This is a genomic window from Fictibacillus sp. BK138 (assembly GCF_004216955.1).
Lineage (GTDB): Bacteria > Bacillota > Bacilli > Bacillales > Fictibacillaceae > Fictibacillus.
The window spans coordinates 1,699,056-1,725,404 of record NZ_SGXL01000001.1 but is presented as its reverse complement, the minus strand read 5'-3'; the positions used below and the strand labels follow the sequence as shown (position 1 = coordinate 1,725,404).

Annotated in this window: 24 protein-coding genes and 3 riboswitches; of the genes, 6 read left to right on the top strand and 18 right to left on the bottom strand. The window is 39.1% G+C overall.

Features of this window, described 5'->3' with window-relative positions:
- The first annotated feature begins 315 nt into the window (after window positions 1–315).
- Window positions 316–1,560, top strand: coding sequence for a YeeE/YedE family protein (locus EV282_RS08565; protein WP_130296937.1), 1,245 nt, complete (start codon window positions 316–318; stop codon window positions 1,558–1,560).
- Window positions 1,561–1,610: 50 nt separating this feature from the next.
- Here EV282_RS08565 and EV282_RS08560 read toward each other — a convergent pair whose 3' ends face one another.
- From EV282_RS08560 to EV282_RS08505, 12 genes are all read right to left on the bottom strand, one after another.
- Window positions 1,611–2,435: a serine hydrolase gene (locus tag EV282_RS08560; RefSeq protein ID WP_130295402.1), complete on the bottom strand. Its 825-nt coding sequence runs from the start codon at window positions 2,433–2,435 to the stop codon at window positions 1,611–1,613.
- 127 nt (window positions 2,436–2,562) lie between these two features.
- Window positions 2,563–6,015: a methionine synthase gene (gene metH / locus EV282_RS08555; RefSeq protein ID WP_130295400.1), complete on the bottom strand. Its 3,453-nt coding sequence runs from the start codon at window positions 6,013–6,015 to the stop codon at window positions 2,563–2,565.
- Window positions 6,008–7,858, bottom strand: a complete 1,851-nt coding sequence (locus EV282_RS08550) for a bifunctional homocysteine S-methyltransferase/methylenetetrahydrofolate reductase (protein ID WP_130295398.1) — start codon at window positions 7,856–7,858, stop codon at window positions 6,008–6,010. The genes metH and EV282_RS08550 overlap by 8 nt, the downstream gene beginning before the upstream one ends.
- A gap of 61 nt (window positions 7,859–7,919) precedes the next feature.
- Window positions 7,920–8,033: riboswitch (SAM riboswitch) on the bottom strand.
- 29 nt (window positions 8,034–8,062) lie between these two features.
- Window positions 8,063–8,674 (bottom strand): precorrin-2 dehydrogenase/sirohydrochlorin ferrochelatase family protein, encoded by a 612-nt coding sequence (locus tag EV282_RS08545; RefSeq protein ID WP_130295396.1) that lies wholly within the window; start codon window positions 8,672–8,674, stop codon window positions 8,063–8,065.
- Between the two features lie 15 nt (window positions 8,675–8,689).
- A complete protein-coding gene (locus EV282_RS08540) occupies window positions 8,690–9,442 on the bottom strand; it encodes a sirohydrochlorin chelatase (protein WP_130295394.1) in 753 nt (250 codons plus the stop codon).
- Window positions 9,443–10,231, bottom strand: a complete 789-nt coding sequence (cobA, locus tag EV282_RS08535) for a uroporphyrinogen-III C-methyltransferase (protein WP_130295392.1) — start codon at window positions 10,229–10,231, stop codon at window positions 9,443–9,445.
- A gap of 12 nt (window positions 10,232–10,243) precedes the next feature.
- Window positions 10,244–10,465, bottom strand: coding sequence for a DUF3906 family protein (locus EV282_RS08530; RefSeq protein ID WP_130295390.1), 222 nt, complete (start codon window positions 10,463–10,465; stop codon window positions 10,244–10,246).
- 14 nt (window positions 10,466–10,479) lie between these two features.
- Window positions 10,480–12,108: a nitrite/sulfite reductase gene (locus EV282_RS08525; protein WP_130295388.1), complete on the bottom strand. Its 1,629-nt coding sequence runs from the start codon at window positions 12,106–12,108 to the stop codon at window positions 10,480–10,482.
- 14 nt (window positions 12,109–12,122) lie between these two features.
- Complete coding sequence (gene cysC / locus EV282_RS08520) at window positions 12,123–12,722, bottom strand: adenylyl-sulfate kinase (RefSeq protein WP_130295386.1); 600 nt, start codon at window positions 12,720–12,722, stop codon at window positions 12,123–12,125.
- Window positions 12,688–13,884, bottom strand: a complete 1,197-nt coding sequence (gene sat, locus EV282_RS08515; protein ID WP_130295384.1) for a sulfate adenylyltransferase — start codon at window positions 13,882–13,884, stop codon at window positions 12,688–12,690. The genes cysC and sat overlap by 35 nt, the downstream gene beginning before the upstream one ends.
- Window positions 13,885–13,907: 23 nt before the next feature.
- Entirely contained in the window at window positions 13,908–14,612 is a 705-nt protein-coding gene (locus EV282_RS08510; protein WP_130295382.1) for a phosphoadenylyl-sulfate reductase, read from the bottom strand.
- A 109-nt stretch (window positions 14,613–14,721) separates the two neighbouring features.
- A complete protein-coding gene (locus EV282_RS08505; protein WP_226534934.1) occupies window positions 14,722–14,865 on the bottom strand; it encodes a YezD family protein in 144 nt (47 codons plus the stop codon).
- 89 nt (window positions 14,866–14,954) lie between these two features.
- A riboswitch (SAM riboswitch) is annotated at window positions 14,955–15,060 on the bottom strand.
- Between the two features lie 213 nt (window positions 15,061–15,273).
- On the opposite strand from EV282_RS08505, the gene EV282_RS08500 reads away from it, so the two are divergent.
- Both EV282_RS08500 and EV282_RS08495 read left to right on the top strand, forming a co-directional pair.
- Window positions 15,274–16,185 (top strand): sulfite exporter TauE/SafE family protein, encoded by a 912-nt coding sequence (locus EV282_RS08500; RefSeq protein WP_130295380.1) that lies wholly within the window; start codon window positions 15,274–15,276, stop codon window positions 16,183–16,185.
- Window positions 16,186–16,226: 41 nt separating this feature from the next.
- A riboswitch (SAM riboswitch) is annotated at window positions 16,227–16,331 on the top strand.
- 117 nt (window positions 16,332–16,448) lie between these two features.
- Window positions 16,449–17,756 carry a homocysteine synthase gene (locus tag EV282_RS08495; RefSeq protein ID WP_130295378.1) on the top strand — a complete coding sequence of 436 codons (1,308 nt, stop codon included), beginning with the start codon at window positions 16,449–16,451 and terminating at the stop codon, window positions 17,754–17,756.
- A 196-nt stretch (window positions 17,757–17,952) separates the two neighbouring features.
- Here the strand turns inward: EV282_RS08495 and EV282_RS08490 are convergent, their stop codons facing one another.
- Entirely contained in the window at window positions 17,953–18,828 is an 876-nt protein-coding gene (locus EV282_RS08490; RefSeq protein WP_165389404.1) for a LysR family transcriptional regulator, read from the bottom strand.
- A 137-nt stretch (window positions 18,829–18,965) separates the two neighbouring features.
- Complete coding sequence (locus EV282_RS08485; protein WP_130295374.1) at window positions 18,966–19,592, bottom strand: LysE/ArgO family amino acid transporter; 627 nt, start codon at window positions 19,590–19,592, stop codon at window positions 18,966–18,968.
- Window positions 19,593–19,630: 38 nt separating this feature from the next.
- On the opposite strand from EV282_RS08485, the gene EV282_RS20195 reads away from it, so the two are divergent.
- Window positions 19,631–19,804: a hypothetical protein gene (locus tag EV282_RS20195; protein WP_165389403.1), complete on the top strand. Its 174-nt coding sequence runs from the start codon at window positions 19,631–19,633 to the stop codon at window positions 19,802–19,804.
- Between the two features lie 125 nt (window positions 19,805–19,929).
- Window positions 19,930–20,640, top strand: coding sequence for a DUF421 domain-containing protein (locus EV282_RS08480; protein ID WP_347400196.1), 711 nt, complete (start codon window positions 19,930–19,932; stop codon window positions 20,638–20,640).
- Between the two features lie 97 nt (window positions 20,641–20,737).
- Here EV282_RS08480 and msrA read toward each other — a convergent pair whose 3' ends face one another.
- Window positions 20,738–21,268 (bottom strand): peptide-methionine (S)-S-oxide reductase MsrA, encoded by a 531-nt coding sequence (gene msrA, locus EV282_RS08475; protein WP_130295372.1) that lies wholly within the window; start codon window positions 21,266–21,268, stop codon window positions 20,738–20,740.
- A gap of 145 nt (window positions 21,269–21,413) precedes the next feature.
- On the opposite strand from msrA, the gene EV282_RS08470 reads away from it, so the two are divergent.
- Window positions 21,414–23,243: a terpene cyclase/mutase family protein gene (locus EV282_RS08470; RefSeq protein WP_130295370.1), complete on the top strand. Its 1,830-nt coding sequence runs from the start codon at window positions 21,414–21,416 to the stop codon at window positions 23,241–23,243.
- A 14-nt stretch (window positions 23,244–23,257) separates the two neighbouring features.
- Here EV282_RS08470 and EV282_RS08465 read toward each other — a convergent pair whose 3' ends face one another.
- The 3 genes from EV282_RS08465 to EV282_RS08455 all read right to left on the bottom strand — a co-directional run bounded on the left by EV282_RS08465 (window position 23,258) and on the right by EV282_RS08455 (window position 26,290).
- Window positions 23,258–24,760, bottom strand: a complete 1,503-nt coding sequence (locus EV282_RS08465; RefSeq protein WP_130295368.1) for a malate:quinone oxidoreductase — start codon at window positions 24,758–24,760, stop codon at window positions 23,258–23,260.
- 424 nt (window positions 24,761–25,184) lie between these two features.
- Window positions 25,185–25,700, bottom strand: coding sequence for a type 1 glutamine amidotransferase domain-containing protein (locus tag EV282_RS08460; protein ID WP_130295366.1), 516 nt, complete (start codon window positions 25,698–25,700; stop codon window positions 25,185–25,187).
- Between the two features lie 83 nt (window positions 25,701–25,783).
- On the bottom strand, window positions 25,784–26,290 hold the full coding sequence (locus EV282_RS08455) for a metal-dependent hydrolase (protein WP_130295364.1): 507 nt from the start codon (window positions 26,288–26,290) through the stop codon (window positions 25,784–25,786).
- Window positions 26,291–26,349: the final 59 nt, after the last annotated feature.

Below are 26,349 nucleotides of genomic sequence, written 5' to 3'. Positions count from 1 at the left end.
TTATTTAAATTAAGTTTGTTTTAATATCCAGTTAAGTCTTTTATCAATTATTAAAATCTTACTCTTTATACTTAGTGTTTTGATCATCATATCTCAATCTGTTTTTAAATGATTCTCTAATACTTCAACGATCTCGTAATTTCACAGATGTATTTCCTAGAGTCCTTCACAATGGTTTATCCCCATACCGTTTGTTAGACCTTATTTCATAAAAACATGCACCAAAGAGCTTTATTTTGAATAGGATTCGTTGTATAATACTTTAATTCCGATAAATTTTATAGGATTAGGAGGGTTACTTTGGCGCATTCATCAATTGACACACAGATATCGCAATCAGGTAAACGTCATTATACTACGGTTGTAACTGAATTAAGTCCATTGCAAAAGCCATGGGCTGCACTAGGTATTCTTTCCGCATTGATCTTGTTATTTTTTATTGTGAATACGGCTAATTGGACTCAAGGAGTTCTGTTCATCATAGGTATTTTGCTAGGAAATGCATTATTATATGCTCGTTTTGGATTTACTTCCGCATTTAGACGCCTGGTATCCGTTGGTAATGTTCAAGGATTGCAGGCACATATGGTTATGCTGGCAGTTGCATCAATATTATTTGCAGTGATTTTAAGTACTGGATTTAGTTTTACGGGAGCTGCACCTGAAGGAAATGTATCACCTGTAGGAATCAGTATTCTATTTGGTGCTTTCTTGTTTGGAATCGGCATGCAGCTTGGTAATGGCTGTGCTTCAGGAACATTGTATTCTTTAGGCGGCGGATCTTCTTCAATGATCCTAACTTTGATTTCGTTTATTGTAGGTTCTGTTTTAGGGGCGTACCATTTCGCTTTCTGGATGGGATTACCTTCCCTACCGCCAATCGCATTTAATCAGATACCTGGATTTGGTTATCTGGGTGCATTGGCATTTCAATTAATATTGTTTGGCTTTATCTATTGGATCACGATTCAAATTGCTAAAAAGAAAAATCCTCCGATGATGAAACCACTGCCAACAACTGTTGGGTGGAAAAAAGTATTGCGCGGTTCTTGGCCGCTGTTTACAGCTGCTATCGTGTTAGCGATATTAAATGCTGTAACTTTAGCTGTTAAAGGAAGTCCTTGGGGTATCACTTCAGCATTTGCACTTTGGGGATCAAAAGCATTGATGGCAACTGGAGTTGATGTTTCGAGCTGGGGGTATTTCGCTGGAAGCAAAGGTGATGCTTTGACCAGAAATGTTCTTACTGATGCTACGAGCGTAATGAACTTCGGAATTATTTTAGGAGCATTTATTTCTGCTGCTTTTCAAGGAACATTTAAACCTGGCAAGATTAAACCAGGTATTGCAGGAGCTTCTATTATTGGTGGTCTTTTGATGGGCTACGGTGCACGATTAGCATTTGGCTGCAACATCGGTGCTTATTTCAGCGGGATTGCTTCTTTCAGCCTTCACGGCTGGGTTTGGGGAATTATGGCGATGGCAGGAACATTTTTAGCCCTATTTATTCGTCCGCTATTTGGATTGAAAAACCCAAAACCAAATGATTCCGTATGTTAAATATGAAAAAGCTAGTGGCTGGGAGCTTTGCATCTCCGTACCACTAGCTTTTATTTATGTACATTACTGGTTTCAATTGTATCAAACAACATCAATCCTAAGTCACCCATAATTCGTTTTGGTTCATCCCGATTGGGTACGTTTTTACTAAGTACGGAAATAGCAAAAGTATGCCCTGGTATATAGAATAATCCTACATTATGTTCAACACCTGGTACATAGCCTGTTTTGTGTGCCATCTCCCAAATCGGAATCGTTCCGATAATTCCGTCATATTCAGGTAGTAACCTTGGCAGTAAATCATTCATTTTTTGCTGTTTCATTATATCTATCATCTTACGGCATACACTCATTGATACAATATTACCCATAGCTATATTTCTTAAAAAATGATTCATTTCCTTTGCTGTTATTAAATTTGAGTCATTATGATTTCTAGATGGTTTTATCTGAAGTTTATGACGAAATTGAGTCTGCTTAAAGCCCCAAATTGTCATGTATAGCTGAATGTTTTCAACTCCTACCATATCGATTAAAAGGTTGGTTGCTGTATTATCACTCTCAATGATCATCAGTACAATCAGATCATGAACCGTCCATTCCATACCTGGTGATAAATTCTTCAAAATTCCGTCACCTGAAACAATATCTTCTGAACGCACTTGAATCTTATCTGATAATGAACGTTTCCCTTCAGATACTTGCGCAAATACCGCAGACATGATGAGGATTTTAATGATGCTAGCAGCATAGAATTCTTCATTTTGATTATGGATAAACTCTTCTTCTGTTTCGAAGTGATAGATCGAAACTCCATAAGTACCTTTTCCGGACGAAATCAAACGCAAAAGGTCGTTCTCTATCTGTTTCAGCATGTTCCGCTCTCTCCTTCCACAAAAATATTGTATTAAGAAATTCGCTTTTTCATATGTAAATGCCTTCCTTCAAGAACTAATAATGCAAAAAAGCACCGTATGAAGGTGCTTTTTGCGATGGTCATACTTAACTTAACACATTGAAATATCTCGCTTCTGGATGAGCAAATACAATTGCAGATACGGAGGCTTCTGGTTCCATCATGCAGCCATCTGTTAACTGAATGCCTATATCCTCCGGTTGAATCAACTTGAATAACTTTTGCTGATCTTCAAGTTCTGGGCATGCAGGATAACCGAATGAAAACCGCTGACCCTGATAGCGTGCTGAAAACCGCTCTCTCATAGTAAAATCAACCGAATCAGGAAACCCCCAGCGGTCACGCATCTGCTGATGAACAAGCTCTGCGAAACCTTCTGCCGTTTCAAGTGCCAATGCTTGAAGAGCGTGACTTTCTAAAAAACGGCCATGTTCTTTCATGTCTGCTGCAAGCTCTCTTATGCCTGTACCTGCAGTTACAGAAAAGAAGCCAACATAATCCATTTCCCCGCTGTCTTTTGACTTAAGATAGTCTGCTATACAGAGGTATGGCTCTTTGGTCTGTCGTGGGAAATCAAACTTTTCAATAATTGTTCGATGATCAACAGGATCGTAAATCAAAACACTGTCTGCATCTGATTGTGCTGGAAAGAATTGATACATCGCAGAAGGGTTAATTAAGTCTTTTTCTTTTGCCTCAGTTAACAACGCATCAACGATCGACTTAATATGAAGGGTTTTCTCATCTTTTTCTTCAAGCAATCTTGATATCTTTCCTTTTATGCCAAGGTGATGACCTAAAAGCATCTGCAAATTAATATATGGCTGTATGTGAGACAAGGAATAGTTTCTTAAAATATGCCTTTTTGTATCACTCGGTATAAAAACCGGTGCTTTTTGTGATACGTTTGATCTTACTTTTATGGCTGTCGCAGTTGCTGTACCTCCATCGGATCGTCCAGAGTCTAACACTATCGTTCTCTTTCTTTCACTAAAATCAACAGCGAGCTTTTCATGATCTTCAGGAGTCTGAAGTTGATTTGCAAGGGATAAGCCTTCCATCGCATCTTTTGCGTACAGTACCATTCCATCATATTCCTTTGAAATTTTTGTATCTGTGAATTTTCTGGATAATGCAGCGCCTCCTACTAAAATCGGCGTGGAAATGCTCGCTTCACGCATGTCATTTGCAGTTATAACCATTTGTTGAGCTGATTTCACCAACAATCCTGACAGCCCGATAATATCAGGTTTGTTCATCTTTACAGCTTCTATCAATTCAAGAGGTGTAACTTTAATACCTAGATCAATAACCTGGAATCCGTTGTTGCTTAATATGATGTCGACCAGGTTTTTCCCAATATCGTGAACATCACCTTTAACTGTTGCAAGCAATACCTTACCTTTCCAAGAGGAAGTATCATTACTCTCCATGTATGGTTCTAAAAATGCGACGGACGCTTTCATTACTTCTGCACTTTGAAGAACTTCAGCAACGATAAGCTGGTTTTCGTTAAATAATCTGCCTACTTCTTTCATGCCAGCCATGAGCGGCCCGTTTATAATTTTTAGAGGTGAAGGGTATTGCTTTAATGCCAATTCTAAATCAGGAATCAACCCTTCCTTAGACCCTTCTAAAATGTAGTATTGCAGCCGCTCTTCTAACGTCATGTCAGGAAGCTTCGATTTCGTTTCTTTCTTTTTTCCTCGATAAAATTCAGTAAAGGTTGCCAATGATTCATCTGTTGTTTTAAATAATAGATTTTCCGCCATATCGATCTCGTCTTTAGAAATAGATGCAAATCGTTCGAGTTTCTCTGTGTTTACAATCGCATAATCCAGTCCCGCTTGTGTGCAGTGATAGAGATATACGGCATTTAATACTTCACGCCCTACAGGTGGAAGTCCGAATGACACGTTGCTCACCCCAAGAATTGTGAGGCATTGGGGAAAACTTTCTTTAATCAGCCGGATTCCTTCAACCGTTGCACTTGCTGAACCAATATACTGTTCGTCACCTGTTCCAACTGGAAAAACAAGCGGGTCAAATATGATATCTGAAGGAGTGACTTTGTACTTCTCCACTAATAGCTCATACGATTTTTTTGCAATTTCAAGTTTTCTTTCTGCTGTAACACCCATTCCTTTTTCATCAATGGTCCCAACGACAACTGCCGCTCCATATTTATGCAGAAGCGGAATCACTTTTGCAAAACGTTCTTCTCCGTCTTCAAGGTTAATAGAATTGATGATCGCTTTACCTTGTGAATATTTTAAAGCCAGCTCGATCACATCTTCATCAGTTGAATCGATGACAAAAGGAATCTTTACTTTCTTAACAGCTTCTTTCATGAACTCTTCCATATCATTCTTTTCATCTCTGTCTGGATCTGCCAAGCAGACATCCAGTACATGTGCGCCGCCTTTTACTTGAGCTCTTGCGATTTCAGCTGCTTCCTCAAACTTCTTCTCCGCAATTAGCCTTTTGAATTTTCTTGAGCCAATTACATTTGTCCGTTCACCGACCATGATCGGTCTTAACGTTGGATCATCATAAATGAAGGGTTCAATTCCTGATACCATATGCATTTCATTCGTTTGTATTGATCGTGGTGAATAGTTTTTCATCACTTGTGCTAATGCTTCTATATGATTAGGCGTTGTTCCGCAGCAGCCTCCTACGATATTCAACCAGCCTTTCTCTGCAAAACCTGATAATTTAGCTGCTAAGGATTCTGGAGTCTCATGATAATTTCCTTCTTCATCAGGCAGCCCAGCATTCGGATAGCAGCTGACTGCAGTTGTTGAGAGATGAGAAAGGGAGCGGATATGGTCTTGCATGAACTCGGGTCCAGTCGCACAGTTTAAACCAACTGCTAACGGATTCATGTGTTTTAATGAAATATAGAACGCTTCAATCGATTGACCAGCTAATGTTGTTCCCATCGGTTCGATGGTTCCTGATACCATAAGAGGAACTCGTTTTCCTGTTTGCTCAATCGCTTGTTCGATTCCTAAAAAACCTGCTTTTACATTCAGCATATCCTGGCTTGTTTCTAAAAGCAGCAGATCTGCTCCACCCTCGATCAGCCCTCTTGCTTGCTCTGCGTATGCATCTCTTAACGCATCAAATGTCGTACCGCCAGTAACGCTTAATGTTTTTGTAGTTGGTCCCATTGAACCGGCAACATAACGCGGCCATTCTTCAGTAGAAACTGTATCGGCTGCTTTTCTCGCAATTTCAGCTCCTAACTTATTAATCTCATAAGCTCGTTCGCCGAGATCATATTCATCTAGAACAAGATTAGTACCTCCAAATGTATTCGTTTCAATGATATCGGCGCCAGCATGAAGATACGTTAAGTGAATGGACTCTATAACATCTGGTGCAGTTACATTTAAATACTCGTTACATCCGTCATATTCTTCGCCGCCGAAGTCTTCTGGTGTGAGATTTGCTTCTTGAAGCATCGTCCCCATTGCACCATCCATAATTAATATTTTCTTTTTCAGCTGATCTTCCATAGATGTTTTAGGCATTCAGCGACCTCCTTGCTAAAAGGGATGGATGATTCGTTCGTGCATAATTTACTAATTCAACAGTTAATTCATAACGCATAAATGGAGTGATGAGGTAAATTCCATTAAAAAGATCCATAGCTGTATCGAGAAGAGATTTAGCGATGTTTAAACCTTCAACACTTGCTTGTTTAGGATTTTCTTTATATTTTCCCATCTGTTCACGTACAGCGTCTGATAATTTTATCCCTGGTACTTCATGATGAAGAAATTCAGCATTTTGTGAACTCGTTAACGGCATGATTCCTATATAGATCGGTTTATCAATGTGTTTGGTAGCTTCATAGGTTTCAATTAACTTTTCCTGTGAAAACACCGGCTGACTTATAAAATAATCCGCACCAAATTCAATCTTCTTTTCCAAACGTTCAACAGCTTTATCAATTAACCTGATGTTTGGATTAAAAGCTGCTCCTACACTAAAGGAAGTTTTTTCTCCAAGTTCTTTTCCTGATAATGATAATCCTTGATTAAACTGCTTAATGAGTTTGATCAGTTCGAATGAAGTGACATCATAAACAGATGATGCACCAGGAAAATCACCGACACTTGCAGGATCTCCAGTTACAGCTAATACTTCACGGATTCCGTGTGTATGAAGTCCCATTAAGTGTGATTGTAGTCCGATTAAATTCCGGTCGCGGCACGTAATATGAACGAGCGGCCGAAGGTTTAATTCTGACTGCACAACCGAACCTAGTGCAGAATTGCATATTCGTGGAGATGCAAGTGAATTATCAGCCATTGTAAGAGCATCGATTCCCGCTTCTTTTAAAGCCTTCGCACCCTCCATAAACCGAGATGTATCAAGCTTGCGAGGCGGGTCCAATTCAACAATGATAGATTGTTTCTTCTTTACTTCTTCACAAAGCGGAACATATTTAGATTTTGAAGCTGATTTAATTACAATATCTCTTTTTCTTTGCTTTACTTCTTTTTCTTTTACAGGCTGCAGGTGCTTAAGTTCGGTTGAGAAAGCACGTATATGTTCAGGTGTTGTACCACAGCAGCCTCCCAGCACACTGACACCTTGCTGTCTGAATAAATGAGCACATTCTTTAAAGTATTCTGCATCACTCTCATATTGAAACTTACCATCCGAGTAAGAAGGAAGAGAGGCATTCGGAAACGCAGATAAAAATGCTTTTTTAGGAATCGGTACTTCCTCTAGTGTTTTCAGCATGTGATAAGGACCTAACCGGCAATTTAATCCCACTACATCCGCACCGATTTCCTCAAGATGCAATAAAGCTTCCGAAATAGGAGTTCGGTCTTGCAGAAAGCCTATTTCCTGAAGGGAAACTTGAGAAATGATTGGAAGAGACGTTTCTTTTCTAGCAATCTCTAATACGGTCTCAAGTTCTTGCAGATCGTAATACGTTTCCAGCTGTATACCGTCAACGTTTTCCATGAGTAAACAATAGAGCTGTTCACGAAAACTGCGTTTAATTTCATCAAGTGAAATACTGTTTGGTTTAATGCCGCGGATTCCTCCAATGGTTCCTAAGACATATTGGTTTTTAGCAGCTCTTCTCGCAATTTGAACAGCTGCCTTGTTGATTTCTTTTACCTGATCTTGGAGGCCATAACGTTCTAGTTTTGAATAATTGGCTGCATACGTATTTGTTTGAATAATGTCAGCGCCAGCATTTAAATAAGCCTGGTGAATATTATAGATTTGTTCCGGTTGCGAAAGATTTAATTCTTCGTAACAGAAGTCCGAGCCGTAAGAATACAAAAGTGTACCCATAGCACCGTCACCGATTAGTATTTTGTTTTGTTGTAAATCATTTACTAAGCTCATAACAGCCTCCTTATATAAAATAAAAAGCCTTCTAGAAAGAAGACTTTTTCAGCGTTTGGTCTTCTTATCTTTACAAGTCCATATGTGGACTCGCAGGAATTAGCACCTTTTCAGCTTTACGCTGCTGGTTGCTGAGGTTTCATAGGGCCGCTCCCTCAACCTCTCTTGATAAGGGTATTATTCGATTATGTTTACGATACTAGGTTACGGATTTTTTTCGTTAGTTAATGTCTTTTTATATCCGAAACGTTTGTTCAAATCATGTAAAAAAACAGGATCTGTGAGTTCCGCTAATAAAGCTTTCCTTTTTATTTTAGGAAATTCATTCTTAATGATAGTTCTGCATTCATATAAGAACTCCAAGTAAGATTCATAGTCTTTACTGTACTTTAGCTGAAGCTCTTTTTTTATTAAGATAGACAAGCCGGGACTAGCCCCAGACGTTGAAACGGAGAGTACAAGTCTGCCTCTTTTCACAACGCTCGGAATGATAAAATTGCCTAATTGGGGCTGGTCAGCTACATTAATCAACTGGTTCTCATTCACATTAGCAGCGATCTCAGCATTCACTTCGCTTGAATTAGTAGCTGCGACGATAAGAAATGCTTTCTCGAAATCTTTACTCTTAACCTCTCTTGTTATCCAAGTGAGACTTTTTTGTTCATGTAATTCCTGAATCTCTTTAACGGCATCTATACTAATGACCTTAATTATTGCTTTTTCTTTCAGCAGATTTCTTATTTTTCGGTAAGCAACAGGTCCGCCTCCTGCTACCACAACTTCTTTACCAAATAGGTCTACGTGTATAGGGTACATAATATACCTCACTTTTTAAAATATTGCAAATTCTTTTGTTTGAAGTGTCTCTTTTATCCGAGTGAGTAATACCTCTCTTAAAATGGGGTGATACCCAAGCGTCTCGCATAGGATCACTTCTTGTTTTGAAAGTTCCATATATCGTTTTGTAGTGAGCTTCATTCCATTTATTAATAGACCTGAGAACAAGAGATAAGGAACAACAACCACTTGATCGTATGAATTTTGACTGTTCCATAACACTTCTTCAAAACTTGGAACTGAACCGGTTAAAAAACAAGCTTGAATACTCGGTATGCCATAATGTTGCTGAAGATTAGATGCGATTATCTCTAGATCTCGCTTTACATCTGGATCACTGCTTCCTCTTCCAACCAATAAAACGTGTGAATTATTACTTAAACTAGCAACCCCATTCATGATCCTTTCCCATAACAGGTGGGAAAGGGCATCATGGACACCCAATTCGCGGCCTAATATGACTTCAGTTTCTGGATACTGACTCTTTAAACATTTTAGTACTTTTGGAATGTCTATCTTTATATGGTTAGCTGACAATAAAAATACAGGAACAACAGAGATGCTCGTCGCTCCTTTTTGTATGCATGCATTAAATCCTTGTGAAATGGAAGGTTCAGCTAGTTCTAAAAAGCAAACCTCTTTTATTGGAACAGCAACTGAGTTTATGCATTGTTTTACGAATTCTTCCGCTTCATAACGGCCTTTTTGCAGTCTTGTACCATGACAGATAAAAAGTAAGGCTTTCATTTATAGTGCTCCGCTAATAGCAGTCATCTCAACTGGTTCTTCTTGCGTAAGCTGTTCAAACCACTTAAGTTCATCTCGGAGTCGCACCACCTCTCCAACAACGATCATGCTCGGATTTTCAATACTTTCCTGAAACACGATATCTTCGATCGTGTCTAATGTACCCGTTACGGTTCGCTGCTTTTCTAACGATCCCCATTGAACTAAGGCTACTGGAGTGTCTTTGTTTTTTCCGTGTTTTTTCAGCTGTTCACATATATAAGGAAGATTGCCTACACCCATGTAAATGGCTAATGTATCAATCCCTTTAGCTAAACTGTCCCATTTCAACTCTTCTTCTTCACCCTTTTTTCTGTGACCAGTAACAATCGCGTAACTTGAAGCGATGTTCCGATGTGTAACAGGTATACCTGCGTATGCAGGAGCTGCAATCCCTGAAGTGATTCCAGGAATTACCTCAAAAGGAATACGGCTTTTTGAAAGTGCTTCTGCTTCCTCACCGCCTCTTCCGAAGACGAATGGGTCACCGCCTTTTAGACGGGTTACTGTTTTTCCTTTTTGAGCGTGCTTTACTAAAAAGCTGTTAATTGTTTCTTGTATCATGGAATGATAGTTTGGCAGTTTGCCGCAATAGATAAGATCGCACCCTGGTTTTGCATAAGTTAAAAGTTCCTTATTCACCAATCGGTCATACAAAATCACGTCTGCTTCCTGTATGCAGCGCAAGCCTTTTACAGTAATTAACCCTGGATCACCAGGACCGGCTCCGACAAGATAAACTTTCCGCATCATCATCACTCCTTAAGAATTTAGTATGGTTTCCATTTCATATAATACAAACCCATTACCGCTGCGGATTTTTTTCTTTTCGTAAAGTGAAATCTCTTCTAAATCTAGCTGTTTTAAAAAATACTTTTCAAGTTCAACATCTACTAGCTGAAATGCCTGTTCATCTGTTGAAGCGGCTATTACAACAGAAATAATTTCTGATTTCAAGCTCACTTCAAACCGATATAAATACATGAGAAGACCTCCCTTTACGAAACTTTTTCTTCTAATTGCTCTGAAATTTGATCTAGCTCTATTTGAAGAGATTCAAGACCTATCCTGTTGATATAATCGAAAAAGGTTTCTAGGGGAAGTTTCGTTTCTTTAAAATGATTTAGAAAACGAATCAGCACTTCATCAAGAAGATCAGCATGAAATTTTCCTTTCAGCTTTTCATTAAACTTTCCTCCATCATCAAGTGTTCCGCCTACGTAAATCTCAAAGGCCTGCACCATCTTTTTCTCTTTTGTTTTTAACAGTACCCCTTGCAGACCGATATCTGCGATTTGGCGTTGTCCGCAAGAGTTAGGGCAGCCGACCATATGAATCCTTACCGGCACATCAAGTGTGATTCTCTGATCCAGTCTTTCAGCGATTTGGCGCATTCTTTCTTTCGTTTCAACAAGTGCCAAATTGCAATATTCAATACCCGTGCAAGAAACTGAATGACCGATAAATGATAGAGGCTGTGTGGTGATGCGCTTAAAGATATCTTCTTGCAGCAGCAATTCAACATTTTGGTGTTTCACATTAGGAATAATTAAGTTTTGTGAATTTACCGTTCGAATCTCACCGTTTCCGTATAACTTTGCTATCTCTGCAAGTTTCAGTACTTCATCAGCATCTAACCGCCCGACTGGCACATTAAAGCCAATATAGCTTAAACCTTCTTGTTTTTGAGGATGAACACCATAGAAGTAACCGCCGTTCCAGCTTTGTAATGCATCTACGCCTTTGGAAGGCAATGGTCCTGTATATTCTAATAGCTTCTCCTTGAATTTTTCCGGACCCCAGTCTGCCATCAAGAATTTGAGGCGGGCAAGATGCCGTTTCTCTCTATAACCGTAATCACGGAAAATGGTAGTAATAGCAATCGCCACTTTCTTCACCTGATGTGGTTCAATAAATACATCAAGTAGCTGCGCTAAAAATGGTCTTGACGATAATCCGCCGCCAATCTTAATATGAAATCCAGAAGTCTCTTGACCATTAACCTCTTTAAAAGCGGGGGTAAAAGCTACACAATTTATCTCTGCATGTGCACTATTGTTTACATTAGAACTGATGGACATTTTATATTTTCTTGGCAGATTAGAAAAATCTTCATTGTGCTGAAAAAATTCGTATACTTCTTTTACAATTTGTGATGTGTCAAATAGTTCATGAGGATCAATCCCTGCAATCGGATTCCCTATAATATTTCTTGTAATGTCCCCGCATGCCCCTGCACTTGAAAGCCCAACCTTTTCCAAACGTTTAAAAATATCGGGTATTTGTTCGATTGTTAGCCAATGGAATTGAATAGCCTGGCGGGTTGTAATATCAAACACGCCTCTTCCATAATCTTTGCAAATGTGAGCAAGAGCTTTTACCTGTTCGTAGCTTAAAATGCCAGATGGTACATTGACCCTCATCATGAAGTATCCATCTTCTTTCGGTCGCTGTAAGTACAGACCGGCCCACTTAAAATTGTCCCATTCTTCTTCCGGTATAGAGGCAAAACCGTTTATTGCGTATTGAGGGATATCTTCAAATATTTTTAATCCGTCTTTTACAAGCTTCTTTTGTTCTGTTTTATTGAGCTTAGGATTATCAGCCCACGCTTTTTCATATGCCATTTGATCAGTCCCTTTTATATGAGTTTTTTCTCTTGCAAATAAGTCAAAATAGCATCTACACTCTCACTTACATTCTTTTCATTTGTGTGAATCGTAAGAGGAGGAGACACCGGTTCCTCATAAGGGGAATCGATTCCAGTGAAATCAGTAATCTCCCCTTTGCGAGCTTTGCTATAAAGCCCTTTCGGATCCCGTTTTTCACATTCTTCTATCGGGCATGAAACAAAGATCTCGATAAATGCTTCTTCTGAAACGATTTCTTTTGCTTTTTCACGGTCTTGTATAAAAGGTGAGATGAATGCTGTCAGCACCACTGTTCCGTTATCAACAAAAAGTTTAGAAACTTCAGAAATTCTGCGTATGTTTTCTGTCCTGTCTTCATCTGAAAACGATAGATCACGGTTCAATCCATTTCTGATGTTGTCACCGTCAAGCACATAGTTTCGGATGTTTCGTTCATAAAGCACTTTTGCAAGTGCATTAGCAATGGTGGACTTTCCTGATCCGGATAGTCCTGTAAACCACAGGACAAAGCTAGAATGGTTGTTTTGTTTTCTTCGATCTTCTTTTGTAATGGAACTATCGTGCAAGACGGTATTGTGATGTGTAATCATTTGCATCTCCTTTAAGCTGGTTTTCTTCCTGTTGTCGCAATCCATTAATTAACACTTCAATTACTTCCTTACGGCTGAATGTACTCGGAGGCAATTCCCCGTTTCTTAGAAGTTCTCTTACTTTCGTCCCAGATAAAATCACATGATTTTCGCTCGAATGCGGACACGTTTTAGAAGAAGCCATGGCTTCACATTTTGTGCAATAAAAGCTGTGTTCAAAAAATAGAGTAGTTATCCCAATCTCATCGGCGGAAAACTGTGAAAAGATCTCCTGAGCTTCATACGTCCCGTAATAACTGCCTACACCAGCATGATCACGGCCAACAATAAAATGTGTACAGCCGTAATTCTTTCTTACAAGTGCGTGAAAAACAGCTTCACGCGGCCCGGCATAGCGCATGGCTGCTGGAAATACAGCAAGGAACACACGGTCGCTCGGATAATAGTTTTCAAGGAGTACGTGATAGCTTTCCATCCGAACATCTGCTGGTATATCATCTGACTTTGTTTCCCCGACTAGCGGGTTTAAAAAAAGGCCATCAACCGTCTCAAGCGCCGTTTTTTGAATATATTCGTGCGCACGGTGCACTGGATTTCTCGTTTGAAAACCAACAACTGTTTTCCAACCTAAACTGCTAAACTTCTGTCTAGTTTCACTTGGGTCAAGATGGTAGTTCTTAAAAGATTTTTTTTCAAGCCGTTTAACGAGCGTGATTTCCCCGCCCACATAAACCGTCGGCCGCTCCAGCAGCTTGTTTACGCCTGGATGTTCTATGTCAGAGGTTTTATAGATTTTTTCTGCTTCACTATGCTTATCTGGAAAATAGATATCACCAACCTGCAATATTCCATATGTCGCGCCATTATATGTTAGCCGAACATCCTCTCCTGTACTAAGAGATCCTGCCGTTTCGTGAGTCACTGGCAAGGTGATCGGGAGACTCCAAACCGTGCCATCACTCAGCCTGATCCGATCTAAAACAGATTGATAGTCTGATTGATTTAAAAATCCGGTTAATGGGCTGTATGCTCCAATGGCTATTAATTCAAGATCACAAAGTGCTGTTAGATCCAGCTCGATTTCTTTTTGTAGGTGCTCATATGGTGTATCAGGTCTAAACTGATTAATTAATTTTCCTCCGTGTGGTTGTAAAGTAGCCATACTGTATCTCCTCCTATTTTTCCTTAGCCTTCATGAAGACCGCATTCTAGTTTCCCAGTTCCTGACCAGCGGCCAGAACGGAGATCATCTGCGTTTATTGCTGCTTTTGTACAAGGGGTGCAGCCGATACTTGGATACCCGTTATCGTGAAGAGTGTTATACGGCAGATTATGCTTATGGGCGTATTGCCATATGTCTTTCCACGTCCAGTGAATGAGCGGGCAAACCTTAATACTTTGGAAACGCTCATCTTTGTTAATAAACTGAGTATGTTGCCTTGTAGGTGACTGTTCGCGGCGCAATCCTGAAAGCCAGGCTTTTACGCCTTTGAGTTCTTCTTCTAAAGGAATTATTTTTCTAATGGTGCAGCAATGATTTGAATTCACCTTCCAAAGTTCTTTACCATGCTTAATAGCCTGTTCCTCAAGTGTTAAGGCGGGTGTCTTAAGCTTAATACGCAGCCCAGGATATCTTTTCTTTGCTGCTTCAACCACCTCGTATGTTTCTTGAAAATGCAGTTGCGTATCTAAAAAGACTACCTGAGCATCTGGTTTAACTTGAGAGACAAGATCCACTAAGACGCTTCCTTCGATTCCAAAGCTGCATGCATAAACGAGTTCGTCGCCATACGTTTGATAAGCCCATTTCAGTACATTAACTGCACCTTTATCAAGGTTTTCACTATCAAACTCTTGAATGTTGTCATCCCATTTTTCATAGGTCAGCAATTTTTTACCTCCTTCTTGAAAAACAAATAGACCAACAAAAAAAGCGGCTTTAACGTTATAAGGGACATGCCCCGTACGTTAAAAACCGCCTCTAGTTTTCTAGTCAGCGCTATTTGATTCTTACCTTCTCGTTTTTTTCGAGTTGAATTACTTTTCCATCCTGCACGATTAAAGTTATGGATCCAAATTTGATGTTGCTCAGCATTTTTTGAAGCTGAGGAAGAAAATCGTTTTCACTCTTTTCGTTCGCCACTCCACTGGCCTCCCTTTTTTAACAAAATATCTCTGATTAAAAACAAAAAAACCTTCCCATTTCGGAAAGATAGTGGAGGTAAACGTATTACCTTATCTTCCAAAATGTAAAAACATTCTGCTGGAGTTAGCACCTTACGAATCGCAGGTTGCCGGGTTTCATCGGGCCAGTTCCCTTCACCACTCTGGATAAGAGTTTAATTTTTAAAAATCATATCACATCTGAAACGGATATCAAGCCCTATTTTTTTATTTTCTATTTTTTCTGAAAAAATCAAACCTGCAGTTGACAATTTGTCTTCCTAAAACATATAGTAATAACTAAAATTTCATCCGCATCGCTGATCGGAAAAACCGAAGGCTCTTAACATCTCTTGTTAAGAGCCTTTTTATTTTGAGGAGGAATTTGATGAAAAAGTTAATAGTTCTAGCGTTTATTGGACTTATGGCGCAGCTGATCGACGGCTCACTTGGAATGGCATATGGGGTTACTTCAACTTCTCTGTTATTGGTGGCAGGGATTGCTCCCGCAGCAGCATCCGCCTCTGTCCATCTTGCTGAAGTCGTGACAACAGCTGCATCTGGAGTTTCCCATATTAAGTTTGGCAACGTTGATAAGCAAGTGGTACTCCGGTTAATTCTGCCTGGCTCAATCGGAGCATTTTTAGGAGCTTGTTTTTTAAGCAGCCTTCCCGGAGATATTGTGAAACCATATGTTTCTTTATTTCTTATTATTCTTGGAATCTATATCTTGTTTCGTTTTCTCTCTAAACTTAGAGATACAAAAACCTCACCCTCTGAAAATACGTTTTCAAAAAAACAGCTTATGCCGCTTGGCTTACTTGCTGGATTCCTGGATGCGACAGGAGGTGGCGGATGGGGTCCTGTAACAGCACCTGTCCTTCTTGCAAAAGATATGAAAGCTAGAGAAGTTATAGGTTCCGTTGATACGAGTGAATTTGCTGTCGCTGTTTCCGCATCTGTCGGTTTCTTTATTTCTCTTGGCTGGGAGCAAGTTGAATGGCTTTGGGTTGGTGCTCTCATGGCAGGAGGTATTGTTGCAGCTCCCATTGCAGCATGGCTAGTCCGAATCATTCCTTCACACATCTTAGGGGTTTTAGTTGGCGGACTGATTATCATAACTAATGTTAGGACCTTGCTTTTAACCTTTGGTTTCTCTTCTAATGTTATGTTCGCCATTTATTTTGTTCTTGCGGCATTTTGGGCAGTAGGTATTATCTATACAGTAAAAAGCTTTCCAGGAAAAATTGAGACAGAAAATAAAAATCCGAAATTTTTAAAAAATTCTGTTGACTATTGATTATTAGCTATGTATTATAGTCCTTAATTCAATATTCAATCTTCTTATCCAGAGAGGCGGAGGGACTGACCCTATGAAGCCCGGCAACCAGCAGAAATGCATGGTGCTAATTTCAGCAGAACAACTAATGTTCTGAAAGATGAGACTTCGATCGTGTGAAATCATCGGGACCTCTTCTTTTGGAAGAGGTCTTTTTTGTTGGATAAGTAGAATCTGAAATTCATATTGGATGAAAAAAATTTAACATTAAGGAGAGATTTGAGATGAGCGAACAAAAAAGAGAGTACGGGTTTGAAACAATTTCATTGCATGAAGGACAGAAAGTAGATCCAGCTACAGGTGCACGAGCGGTACCAATTTATCAGACAACATCCTATCAGTTTAACAGTACTGAACATGCAGCAAATCTATTTGCATTAAAGGAATTTGGAAATATCTATAGCCGTTTAATGAACCCAACACAAGATGCGTTTGAACAAACGATCGCAAAATTAGAAGGCGGTGTAGGAGCACTTGCTGTTGCTTCCGGTCAGGCTGCCATTACAAATGCGATTTTCAATATCGCTGGAGCAGGCGATGAAATTGTTGCCTCTACTTCTCTTTATGGAGGAACTTATAATCTCTTCTCAGTAACTTTGCCCAAACTCGGCATCGAGACTCGGTTTGCTGACACCGATAACCTTCAATCATTTAAAGACGCGATCACAGAAAAAACAAAAGCAGTGTATGTTGAAACAATCGGGAATCCCAAGATAGATGTAGCAGATATTGAAGGTCTTGCTAATATTGCTCATGAAGCGGGTGTCCCTCTTATTGTTGACAACACGCTTGCTACACCTTATCTTTGCCGACCAATCGAACATGGGGCAGATATCGTCGTACACTCTGCAACAAAATTCATTGGCGGCCACGGTACATCAGTTGGTGGTGTAATCATTGATTCCGGAAAGTTTGATTGGAACAACGGTAAGTTTCCTGGCTTAACGGAGCCAGATCCAAGCTACAAAGGCATCGTTTATACCGAAGCATTCGGTCCGCTGGCTTATATTTTAAAAGCGCGAGTCCAATTGCTTCGTGATTTAGGATCATCCATTGCTCCGTTCAATTCATTTTTGTTTATTCAAGGCTTAGAAACATTGTCACTTCGTTTAGAAAGACACGTTGAAAACACCCTTAAGGTAGCACAGTTCTTGGAAAATCATCCTTCTGTAGACTGGGTGAATTATGCAGGACTTCCTAGCAGCCCTTATTATGAACTTGCACAAAAATACCTGCCTAAAGGAGCCGGAGCTATTCTTACTTTCGGTGTTAAAGGCGGCGTAGAAGAGGGAAAAAAATTAATTGAGAATGTTAGCATTTTCTCTCATTTGGCAAACGTAGGAGATTCAAAGTCCTTGATCATCCATCCTGCCAGCACAACCCATCAGCAGTTATCTGAGGAAGAACAGAGAAAATCAGGAGTATCACCTGAATTAATCCGCCTATCGATAGGAATTGAGACTGTGGATGATCTTATTTATGATCTTGATCATGCATTAAAAGCAATCGCGCTTTCTCCAAGCGGTTTGTAATAAAAAACTCAGAGCAAATCGTAGATGCTCTGAGTTTTTTATGTAAAAAATTGTTTAATTATATGATGAAGTCCATTTTTTATGTGATGGCATGGGATTTTTATATGATTAGTCTAAAAAATTATGTGATGAAAAGAAGAAATTATGTGTTTATTCGTTTTTGGCTTAAAATTCGCCGTGATACTTAGTTAAAAGATCACGTAATATTTTCGTTTAACCATAAAGTGGATGCTGCTATAAACTTTTCAGCCGCTGGCGAAAGATTCTTAAAGGATATCGAACCTATACCAATGGAAGAAATAGCTCGTTCACCTGAAAGGGGTATCTTTTTCACACCGTCAGGTAGATTATGTAAAGCAATTTCTGGCAGGATTGCTACGCCAAGCGAGTTTTTAACCATAGAGATAATAGCCTGCTCATCATCTAAACGAAATGCAGTTTCAGGAAAATGCTTATTTGGTTTGAAAATATTATGTATGATTTTAAGGGTGGAATTTTGAAGGATCAGCTTGTCATCCTTCAGTGCATTTGTCTTTATTGCTTTTTCACCACCAAGACGGTGGTTTTCCGGCACAACACAGCAAAATGTTTCACGCTTTAAATGCAGAACCTCTAAATCAGCAGCAGGCAGCATTAAAAAACCGAAATCTATGACTCCCTGAGAAATCCATAGAGAGATCTCCTCCTGTTTTCCTTCCATAACATCTACTTTTATATGCGGATATTGGTCCTTGAATTTTTTCAATATTCCTGGCAGCCATTCAACTGTAATAGATGAAAAGGTTCCTATTCTAACAGTCCCAATTTCTAGTCCTTTTATTTCACCAGCTTCCTGTAGCATTTTTTTGCTTAGAGTCAGAATATCTCTAATATAAAACAACATTCTTTCTCCATTCACTGTAAGCCTGATGCCTGCTTTATTACGAGTTAATAACGAAAAACCCAGCTCTTTTTCCAAGCTGGCAATGGCATGACTCACCCCAGATTGGGATATATTTAATGCTTCACTCGCTTTTGTTAAGCTTCCAAGTTCTACTACTGTATGAAATATTTCATATTTGCCAATCGACAAATTCATCCCTCTTTATATTAGTTTTACTCATAATATAACACATATAATGAACTTTTTTCATCATATTACGACAAAAAAAGATTTATTTCGCCTTCTATGTTCGAATCTGAATTGCCATCTCTTATATAATAGTTTAACTATAAGGCATAAGAGGTCGCATCAAGCATAATGAAAACCAGATACATAGCTATTAACCAAATAATAATTGCTGATCCTCTATTGATGAGGTTTTGAACGTAACCAGATGTATCTAATTTCCCTATTATTCTTCCAGTCAATGCAAGACCTATAAACCAAATCCAAGACACTGAGATGCAAGATAAGGTGAAAGCTAGTTTATCTGCACCTGTATAGACTATAGAACTAGTTCCGATAACACCTATCGTATCTAGAATAGCATGAGGGTTTAACAAAGAAACAGAAGCAGCAAACAAGATCTGCTTTCTAGGTGTCATACATGGTGCCGAAGCTTGAATATGGGTTTTGCTAGACCAAATGGACCACCCCATATACAATAAAAACAGAATACCCGTTGCCATCACTCCCAGTTTAAGAGTATGTATTGTAGATACTAGCGCAGAAATACCTGAAACAGCTAGAATGATTAATAAGGTATCACACATTCCTGCCGTTACAACCGCTGGTAAACTTCGCATTATATTTGGTTGCTGTGCGCCCTGGTTAAAAATAAAAACATTCTGTACCCCTAATGGCAATATCAGCCCAAATGCTAAAATAATTCCGTGCAGCAAGGCATTTTCCAATTTTAAACCCACTCCTTACAATCAAATGGAGGTAAAAAATGTACACAAGTCAAATACGAACAAAAAATCATGATCGTAAAAATGTAAACACAACACTTAGTCAGTCCCTTTATAAAGAGATCAAACTGCTAGCCAAAAAACTGGATCGCCCCGCAAATGAACTGATCGAAGAAGGTATGGTCCATGTATTGAAACAGTACAAAAATAAATAAAAACGAATCAGCGCTCAGGTTTTAATATGAGCGTTTTCTTTTTATTCTTTAAAGTAAGTCTTAATTTTAAATGAATTGGACAAAAAGATTAATAGAGGTTTTACTCAGTCTGTAATGGATGTGATATTTTGAATCCGTATGTTGAAGTAATCATGAGATCGATCATCGCCTTCACTTCTCTTTTTGTGGCTGCAAGAATCCTAGGGAAACAAACCGTTTCCAGGATGACTATTTTTGATTTTATTGCGGTTGTTACGCTGGGATCAGTTTCAGCAAACCTTGCTTTTGCAATGGAGATTGAAACTCGGTATATTTTTATCGCCTTCACGATTTTTGTGATTCTAATCTATCTGTCTGCTTTCTTTTCATTAAAAAGCGAAAAAGCCCGAAAAATAGTCGCAGGAGATCCTTCTGTTGTCATCGAGAACGGAAAAATACTTGAACACAATATGAAAAAAATGCGCTATACGCTGGATTATTTAAATCAACAGCTCCGCCAAAAAGACATATTCTCGATCGATGAAGTACACTATGCTCTTGTTGAGAATAATGGCTTGCTTTCTGTTAAGAAAAAAGAACAACACTTAAACGTTACACGAAAAGACTTAAAGATCTACAAATCCGAAATCAAATTGCCCGTGGAACTCATTATGGATGGTGAAATTTTACAGGATAACCTAACAGAAAATAATATCTCAATAGACTGGCTTCAAGAAGAATTAAAATCGCGTAAACTCACTGTTGGTGAAGTTGTATATGCCCTGCTTACCAGCAGTAATCAGCTTTACATAGATATTCATGACGACGGTCTACAGTCCCCTTTAGATGTAGAGTAATAGAGTAGCGACCTAACCATTTGTAAATACACAAAAAGAGACTTTAAAAACAGTCTCTTTATAATAGGTTTACATAATGTAATTACAGTAAATAAATCTACTTTTCTTTCCAATTTTCATTAATAAATGTATCTCTTCCAGAAGTCACACGTTCTTCCTTATAAGCTTCTGGATTCTTTTTATAGAAATCCTGGTGATACTCTTCTGCTCTGTAAAAATCAGTTGCAGCCAAGATTTCTGTTACGATTGGTTTCTTAAATCTTCCACTCTCTTCAAGCTTTTTGCGTGATTCCTCAGCTAGCTCTTTTTGTTCCTCTGTATGATAGAAGATTGCGGTACGATACTGACTGCCGCGGTCAATAAACTGCCCCTCATTATCTGTTGGATCAATTTGCGGCCAATATAAATCTAATAATTTTTGATAAGGGAAAACTTCAGGATCAAACGTGATTTGAACAGCTTCACGATGTCCTGTTTCACCCGTTTTTATTTGTTCATAATTCGGATTCTCCACTTCACCACCCGTATAGCCAGAGACGATGCCATGGATGCCTGGCAGTTCATCAAATGGTTTAACCATACACCAAAAACAACCGCCAGCAAATGTTGCAAGTTCTTTATTGCTCAAAGTACACTCCTCCTAAAAACTTTAACTGTTAAAGTGATTTTAACGTTAATTTATAAAAAATAACAGTGTTTTACCTTTAGTGGTTCATAGGATAACCATTGCTCCTCATACATTGTAACCACTAATGAAAGTGCGGTGGTCTTATATGGACATGCGAAAACTTGAAAATGAGATTTTCAGACGATGCAACGAATTGATGTCCTTGCAGAAACCTGACGGGACATGGCGTTTTTGCTTTGAAAATTCATTGATCACAGATGCTTACATGTTGATTTTACTAAGAAACATTGAATATAGAAATGAGAAACTAATCAATCAGATTACCGGCCGCATTCTATCACAGCAATCAAAAGATGGATTATGGCGAGTCTTTCCGGATGAGGAACCAGCTAACCTTTCCGCTACAATACAAGCCTATACCGCCCTTCTCTATTCCCAGATTTTCAAATCAGATGATGACAAGCTTAAATCCGCAAAACGATTTATTATTCAAAGTGGCGGATTGAAGGAAGCAGATCTCCTGACCAAAGTCTTTCTTGCGATGAATGGATTATACGAGTGGCCGGACGTTCCAATCGATCCCGCTATCCTTTTTTCCCTTCCAATGACTGCACCGATTAATCAATATGATATCAGCAGTTATGCAAGAGCTCATTTTGCTCCTGTTTTATTAATGGCTGATGAAAAAAAGAAACTAACATCTAAATACACACCAGATCTCTCAGACCTTTATATCGGAGAGAATGAAGGTTCTCATCTCGAAGAATGGGTAAACTTGTTTTCTCTCTTAAACATAAGAGATTCCTACCTCCATTTAAAAAAAGAGAAAATATTTTCTTATATTCAAAATCACATCGAACCCGATGGGACTCTGTTAAGCTACAGCATAACCACAATCTTTATGATTTATGGTCTTCTGACTTCGGGATATGAGCGGAATTCAACTGTCATACAAAATGCCTTGAGAGGCTTATTGAAAATGTTTTGTGAAACAGATGGAACTTCTCATCTGCAAAACTCTCCCTCAACTACATGGGACACATCTCTTATTTTATACACATTACTGGAAGCGGGGGTACCCATACGTAATTCTTCTATTATAAGAGGATCACAGTTCTTACTAACACAGCAACACACAAAATATGGGGATTGGTCTGTTCATAATCCTAATGCTGCTCCAGGAGGATGGGGATTCTCCATTGGAAACACAATTCATCCAGATATTGATGATACACAAGCAGCCCTTCGAACGATCGCTCATTTCTATCAATCGAATTCAGTTTACCAAACTAGTTATGATCGAGGTCTTAACTGGTTGTTATCCATGCAAAATGATGATGGCGGCTGGGCAGCTTTTGAAAAAAATACGAACCGATTTTTAATCGGAAATCTCCCTATAAAACATGCAAAAGATGCTCTTATAGATCCTTCAGCACCTGACTTAACAGGAAGAACACTAGAGTTTTTAGGAAAGTTCCATGGCTTAAAGCATGATCATCACTCTGTAAAAAAAGGAGTTAATTGGTTAATTGAGAATCAGGAACAGGACGGTTCATGGTACGGCCGCTGGGGAGTTTGTTACCTTTATGGAACTTGGGCGGCGATTACAGGTTTGATAGCATGCGGCGTTAGTCCACAAAACAAGAAAATTCAACAGGCAAAACGATGGCTATTAAGTATTCAAAATGAAGATGGCGGCTGGGGAGAATCGTGTGAAAGTGATAAGAAGAGAAGATTTGTCGGCTTAACGGAAAGTAATCCTTCTCAAACAGCATGGGCTTTAAATGCGCTGACTGTAATTTCTGATCAGCCTACAACTGAAATGGATCGAGCAGCTGAATGGCTGATAAACGGTAAAAAGACCGACTACCCAACGGGAGCCGGTCTTCCTGGAGCTTTTTATATTCGATATCACAGTTATGAATTTATTTGGCCGTTATTAGGGTTGGTCAATTACTATAAAAAATTTGTCTGATACAAATGCACGACTTAATTATAAACGAGTTTGTCTGTTCCACGAAGACCCAGCGTCTTGGCATTTGAGGTGTGGATCTCTTCGAATAGTTCTGTGTTTTCCACTAAAGAAACACCATAAGAAGGAATCATCTCTTTTATTTTCGGTTCCCACTCGTTCAAATGCTGCGGGAAGCACTTTTCTAATACTTCGAGCATTACGTGAACTGCTGTAGAAGCGCCAGGTGAAGCACCGAGTAAAGCCGCTATAGAACCATCTGCAGCACTTACGACTTCTGTTCCAAATTGGAGAGTTCCTTTACCAGCCGGTGTATCTTTAATGACTTGCACACGCTGTCCCGCCACTACTATATCCCAGTCCTCGCTTTTTGCGTTCGGAATAAATTCGCGAAGCTCTTCCATCCGCTTTTCATTCGATAATAGCACTTGCTGAATCAAGTATTTAGTCAATGACATCTCTTTTGCACCTGCTGCTAACATGGTAAGGAGATTGTTTGGTTTTACCGATCCGATCAGATCAAAATTGGAACCTGTCTTTAAGAACTTTGGTGAAAAGCCCGCAAACGGTCCGAAAAGCAATGATTTTTTGTTATCAATATATCTTGTATCCAGATGTGGAACAGACATTGGCGGAGCACCAACTTTAGCCTTACCGTATACTTTTGCATGATGCTGCTCTACCACTTCTGGATTGTTGCATACTAAAAACAGACCGCTTACTGGGAAACCTCCAATATGTTTTGATTCAGGAATACCTGTTTTTTGAAGGATTGGCAGGCTTGCTCCCCCAGCACCGATAAAAACGAACTTTGCACGATGATATTCGATTTCACCGCTATCCATATTGTGCACTTTTACTTCCCACGAGCCGTCACTGATACGTTTAATATTTTTAACACTATGCTTATAATTAACTTCAACGTTCTCGGTCTTTAAGTGCTCAAACAACATTCGAGTTAATGCACCAAAATTGACGTCTGTCCCTGAGTCAATCTTTGTTGCAGCGATAGGTTCATTCATATTACGCCCTTCCATGATAAGCGGGAACCATTCGATTAATTTTTCAGTGTCTTCGGAAAATTGCATTCCTTTAAACAAGGGATTGGTTGAAAGCGCTTTAAACCGTTTTTTCAAAAATTCTATATTTTGTTCTCCTTGTACCAAACTAATATGCGGTAATGGCATGATAAAGTCTTGAGGATTCTTAATAAGATTTCTGTCTACAAGATATGACCAAAACTGCATAGAAAGCTGAAACTGTTCGTTAATTTTTATCGCTTTACTAACATCTATAGATCCGTCCGGTTTTTCACTTGTGTAGTTAAGCTCGCATAGTGCAGCATGGCCTGTACCTGCATTATTCCATTCATTCGAGCTTTCTTCACCTGCGTTTGAAAGCTTCTCAAATACTTTAATTTCCCATTCGGGAACTAATTCTTTTAATAAGGATCCTAAAGTCGCACTCATGACTCCGGCACCAATTAAGATAACGTCTGTTTTTTTCTGTACGTTGCTCATGATAACCTTCCTTATACCCTAAATTTGCAAAGGCGAATAACCGCTCTGCTCTTGGTGTTTCAAAATTCAAGGCGCCACCTGAAAAGACGCCATTTCTAAATCATCTATCAAAGACTCTAATAAAAATCTATTGAATAATATTTCTACCCTTTCTGATAATTATAAACTATTTGAAACTAGTATAAAAGAGTGAAATCGTTCACAATGTTCCAGTGGTTGACGCATAAGCACTTCTTAATATAGAATTGCACCTGATTAAAGACATTTACCCATCGTTCTTTTTAAAAACATGCTTCATATCTTTCTTGAATTTTTTTCATTTATTGTCTAGAGTTTTAGCACAAAAAAACTCCTTGCGATTTCATTGATATAAAAAACCGTCTATGCTTCCATAGACGGTTTTCGAAATTTTTAAGAGACTATACTATTTTTGTAATACTTTCAATGACTCTCTAATAAATGCAGGAATGTCATCTGGCTGACGGCTCGTAACTAAATTCCCTCCACAAACCACAACTTCTTCGTCTTTTACTGTAGCCCCTGCATTCTTGAGATCAACGTGAATCGATTTGTAACCCGTGATGTTTCTGCCTTGTAAGACTTCTGCAGAGATCAGTAATTGTGGACCATGGCAGATTGCTAATACCGGTTTGCCTTCATCAGCAAAGTGTTTCGTGAACGCTACGAACTTGTCATCGCCTCTTAAAATGTCAGGTGAGAACCCTCCAGGGATAAACAATGCATCAAAGTCTTCAGGAGAAACTTCACCGATAGAAGCGTTAGTCGTTACTTGTGCTTCTTTTTGCTTCCCTTCTAATGTTGCTCCGGTTTCTGATCCGATAACGATGATTTCATGTCCCGCTTCTCTAAATGCATTTGCAGGATCTGTATATTCTACATCTTCAAACATATTTGCTAATACCGTTGCAATTCTAGCCATTTCTCAACCACTCCTCTTTTTTTGTATACAATTGTTGTATTACCATTGAGGAAGGAAATGAAACCCTTTTTTAAGTTAAGGCATTAAAATAATGAAACAATATAGATATGAATCATCAAAATTACGGCTATCAAACTAATAATCGTTGCGATGTGATCCTCTGTCTTCGTCCCTGTTTTCGTATACAGAGGAAAACGGAATCGAAATGGCAGCGGGTAAAATAATTGAACTCCTCTTGACGTTGCGGCGTCTAAAAAGATATGGCTGATCACCCCGGCCGCTAATCCAATACTTAAACTCTCTACATAAACCCACTCGATCCAATTTGGGATCATCATCACCAATAGAATCATAATCCAGCTATGTGTAATCGTCCGGTGCCCGAATGTTTTAGAAATGGTTTTTGATAGGAAACTTGTTTTTTTTCCCAAGTAAGAGCCTGGATGACACAAGTCTGGCAGCAGACTACCCAAAATGGCAGCCCCAAAAAAGGTTAGTTCGTGATGTAGTGTATCTGGCGGGAGATCTGTAGCGGTCTTATAAAGCGCAGCTGCCGCAACCCCGCCTAACAAATGCGTATTGCTTTTCATTATGTATCTCTCTTTTCTCTAAGTTGCTAAATCCATTTCTGATAGAAAGAAGAAAAAGA

Bases quoted from the DNA above. Each gene is read 5' to 3' on its own strand.
- EV282_RS08560 (WP_130295402.1), bottom strand. From the start codon at position 2,435: ATGCTGAAACAGATAGAGAACGACCTTTTGCGTTTGATTTCGTCCGGA.
- metH (WP_130295400.1), bottom strand. From the start codon at position 6,015: ATGCCTAAAACATCTATGGAAGATCAGCTGAAAAAGAAAATATTAATT.
- EV282_RS08550 (WP_130295398.1), bottom strand. From the start codon at position 7,858: ATGAGCTTAGTAAATGATTTACAACAAAACAAAATACTAATCGGTGAC.
- EV282_RS08545 (WP_130295396.1), bottom strand. From the start codon at position 8,674: ATGTACCCTATACACGTAGACCTATTTGGTAAAGAAGTTGTGGTAGCA.
- EV282_RS08540 (WP_130295394.1), bottom strand. From the start codon at position 9,442: ATGAAAGCCTTACTTTTTATCTGTCATGGTACAAGACTGCAAAAAGGC.
- cobA (WP_130295392.1), bottom strand. From the start codon at position 10,231: ATGCGGAAAGTTTATCTTGTCGGAGCCGGTCCTGGTGATCCAGGGTTA.
- EV282_RS08530 (WP_130295390.1), bottom strand. From the start codon at position 10,465: ATGTATTTATATCGGTTTGAAGTGAGCTTGAAATCAGAAATTATTTCT.
- EV282_RS08525 (WP_130295388.1), bottom strand. From the start codon at position 12,108: ATGGCATATGAAAAAGCGTGGGCTGATAATCCTAAGCTCAATAAAACA.
- cysC (WP_130295386.1), bottom strand. From the start codon at position 12,722: ATGATTACACATCACAATACCGTCTTGCACGATAGTTCCATTACAAAA.
- sat (WP_130295384.1), bottom strand. From the start codon at position 13,884: ATGGCTACTTTACAACCACACGGAGGAAAATTAATTAATCAGTTTAGA.
- EV282_RS08500 (WP_130295380.1), top strand. From the start codon at position 15,274: ATGAAAAAGTTAATAGTTCTAGCGTTTATTGGACTTATGGCGCAGCTG.
- EV282_RS08495 (WP_130295378.1), top strand. From the start codon at position 16,449: ATGAGCGAACAAAAAAGAGAGTACGGGTTTGAAACAATTTCATTGCAT.
- EV282_RS20195 (WP_165389403.1), top strand. From the start codon at position 19,631: ATGTACACAAGTCAAATACGAACAAAAAATCATGATCGTAAAAATGTA.
- EV282_RS08470 (WP_130295370.1), top strand. From the start codon at position 21,414: ATGGACATGCGAAAACTTGAAAATGAGATTTTCAGACGATGCAACGAA.
- EV282_RS08465 (WP_130295368.1), bottom strand. From the start codon at position 24,760: ATGAGCAACGTACAGAAAAAAACAGACGTTATCTTAATTGGTGCCGGA.
- EV282_RS08460 (WP_130295366.1), bottom strand. From the start codon at position 25,700: ATGGCTAGAATTGCAACGGTATTAGCAAATATGTTTGAAGATGTAGAA.
- EV282_RS08455 (WP_130295364.1), bottom strand. From the start codon at position 26,290: ATGAAAAGCAATACGCATTTGTTAGGCGGGGTTGCGGCAGCTGCGCTT.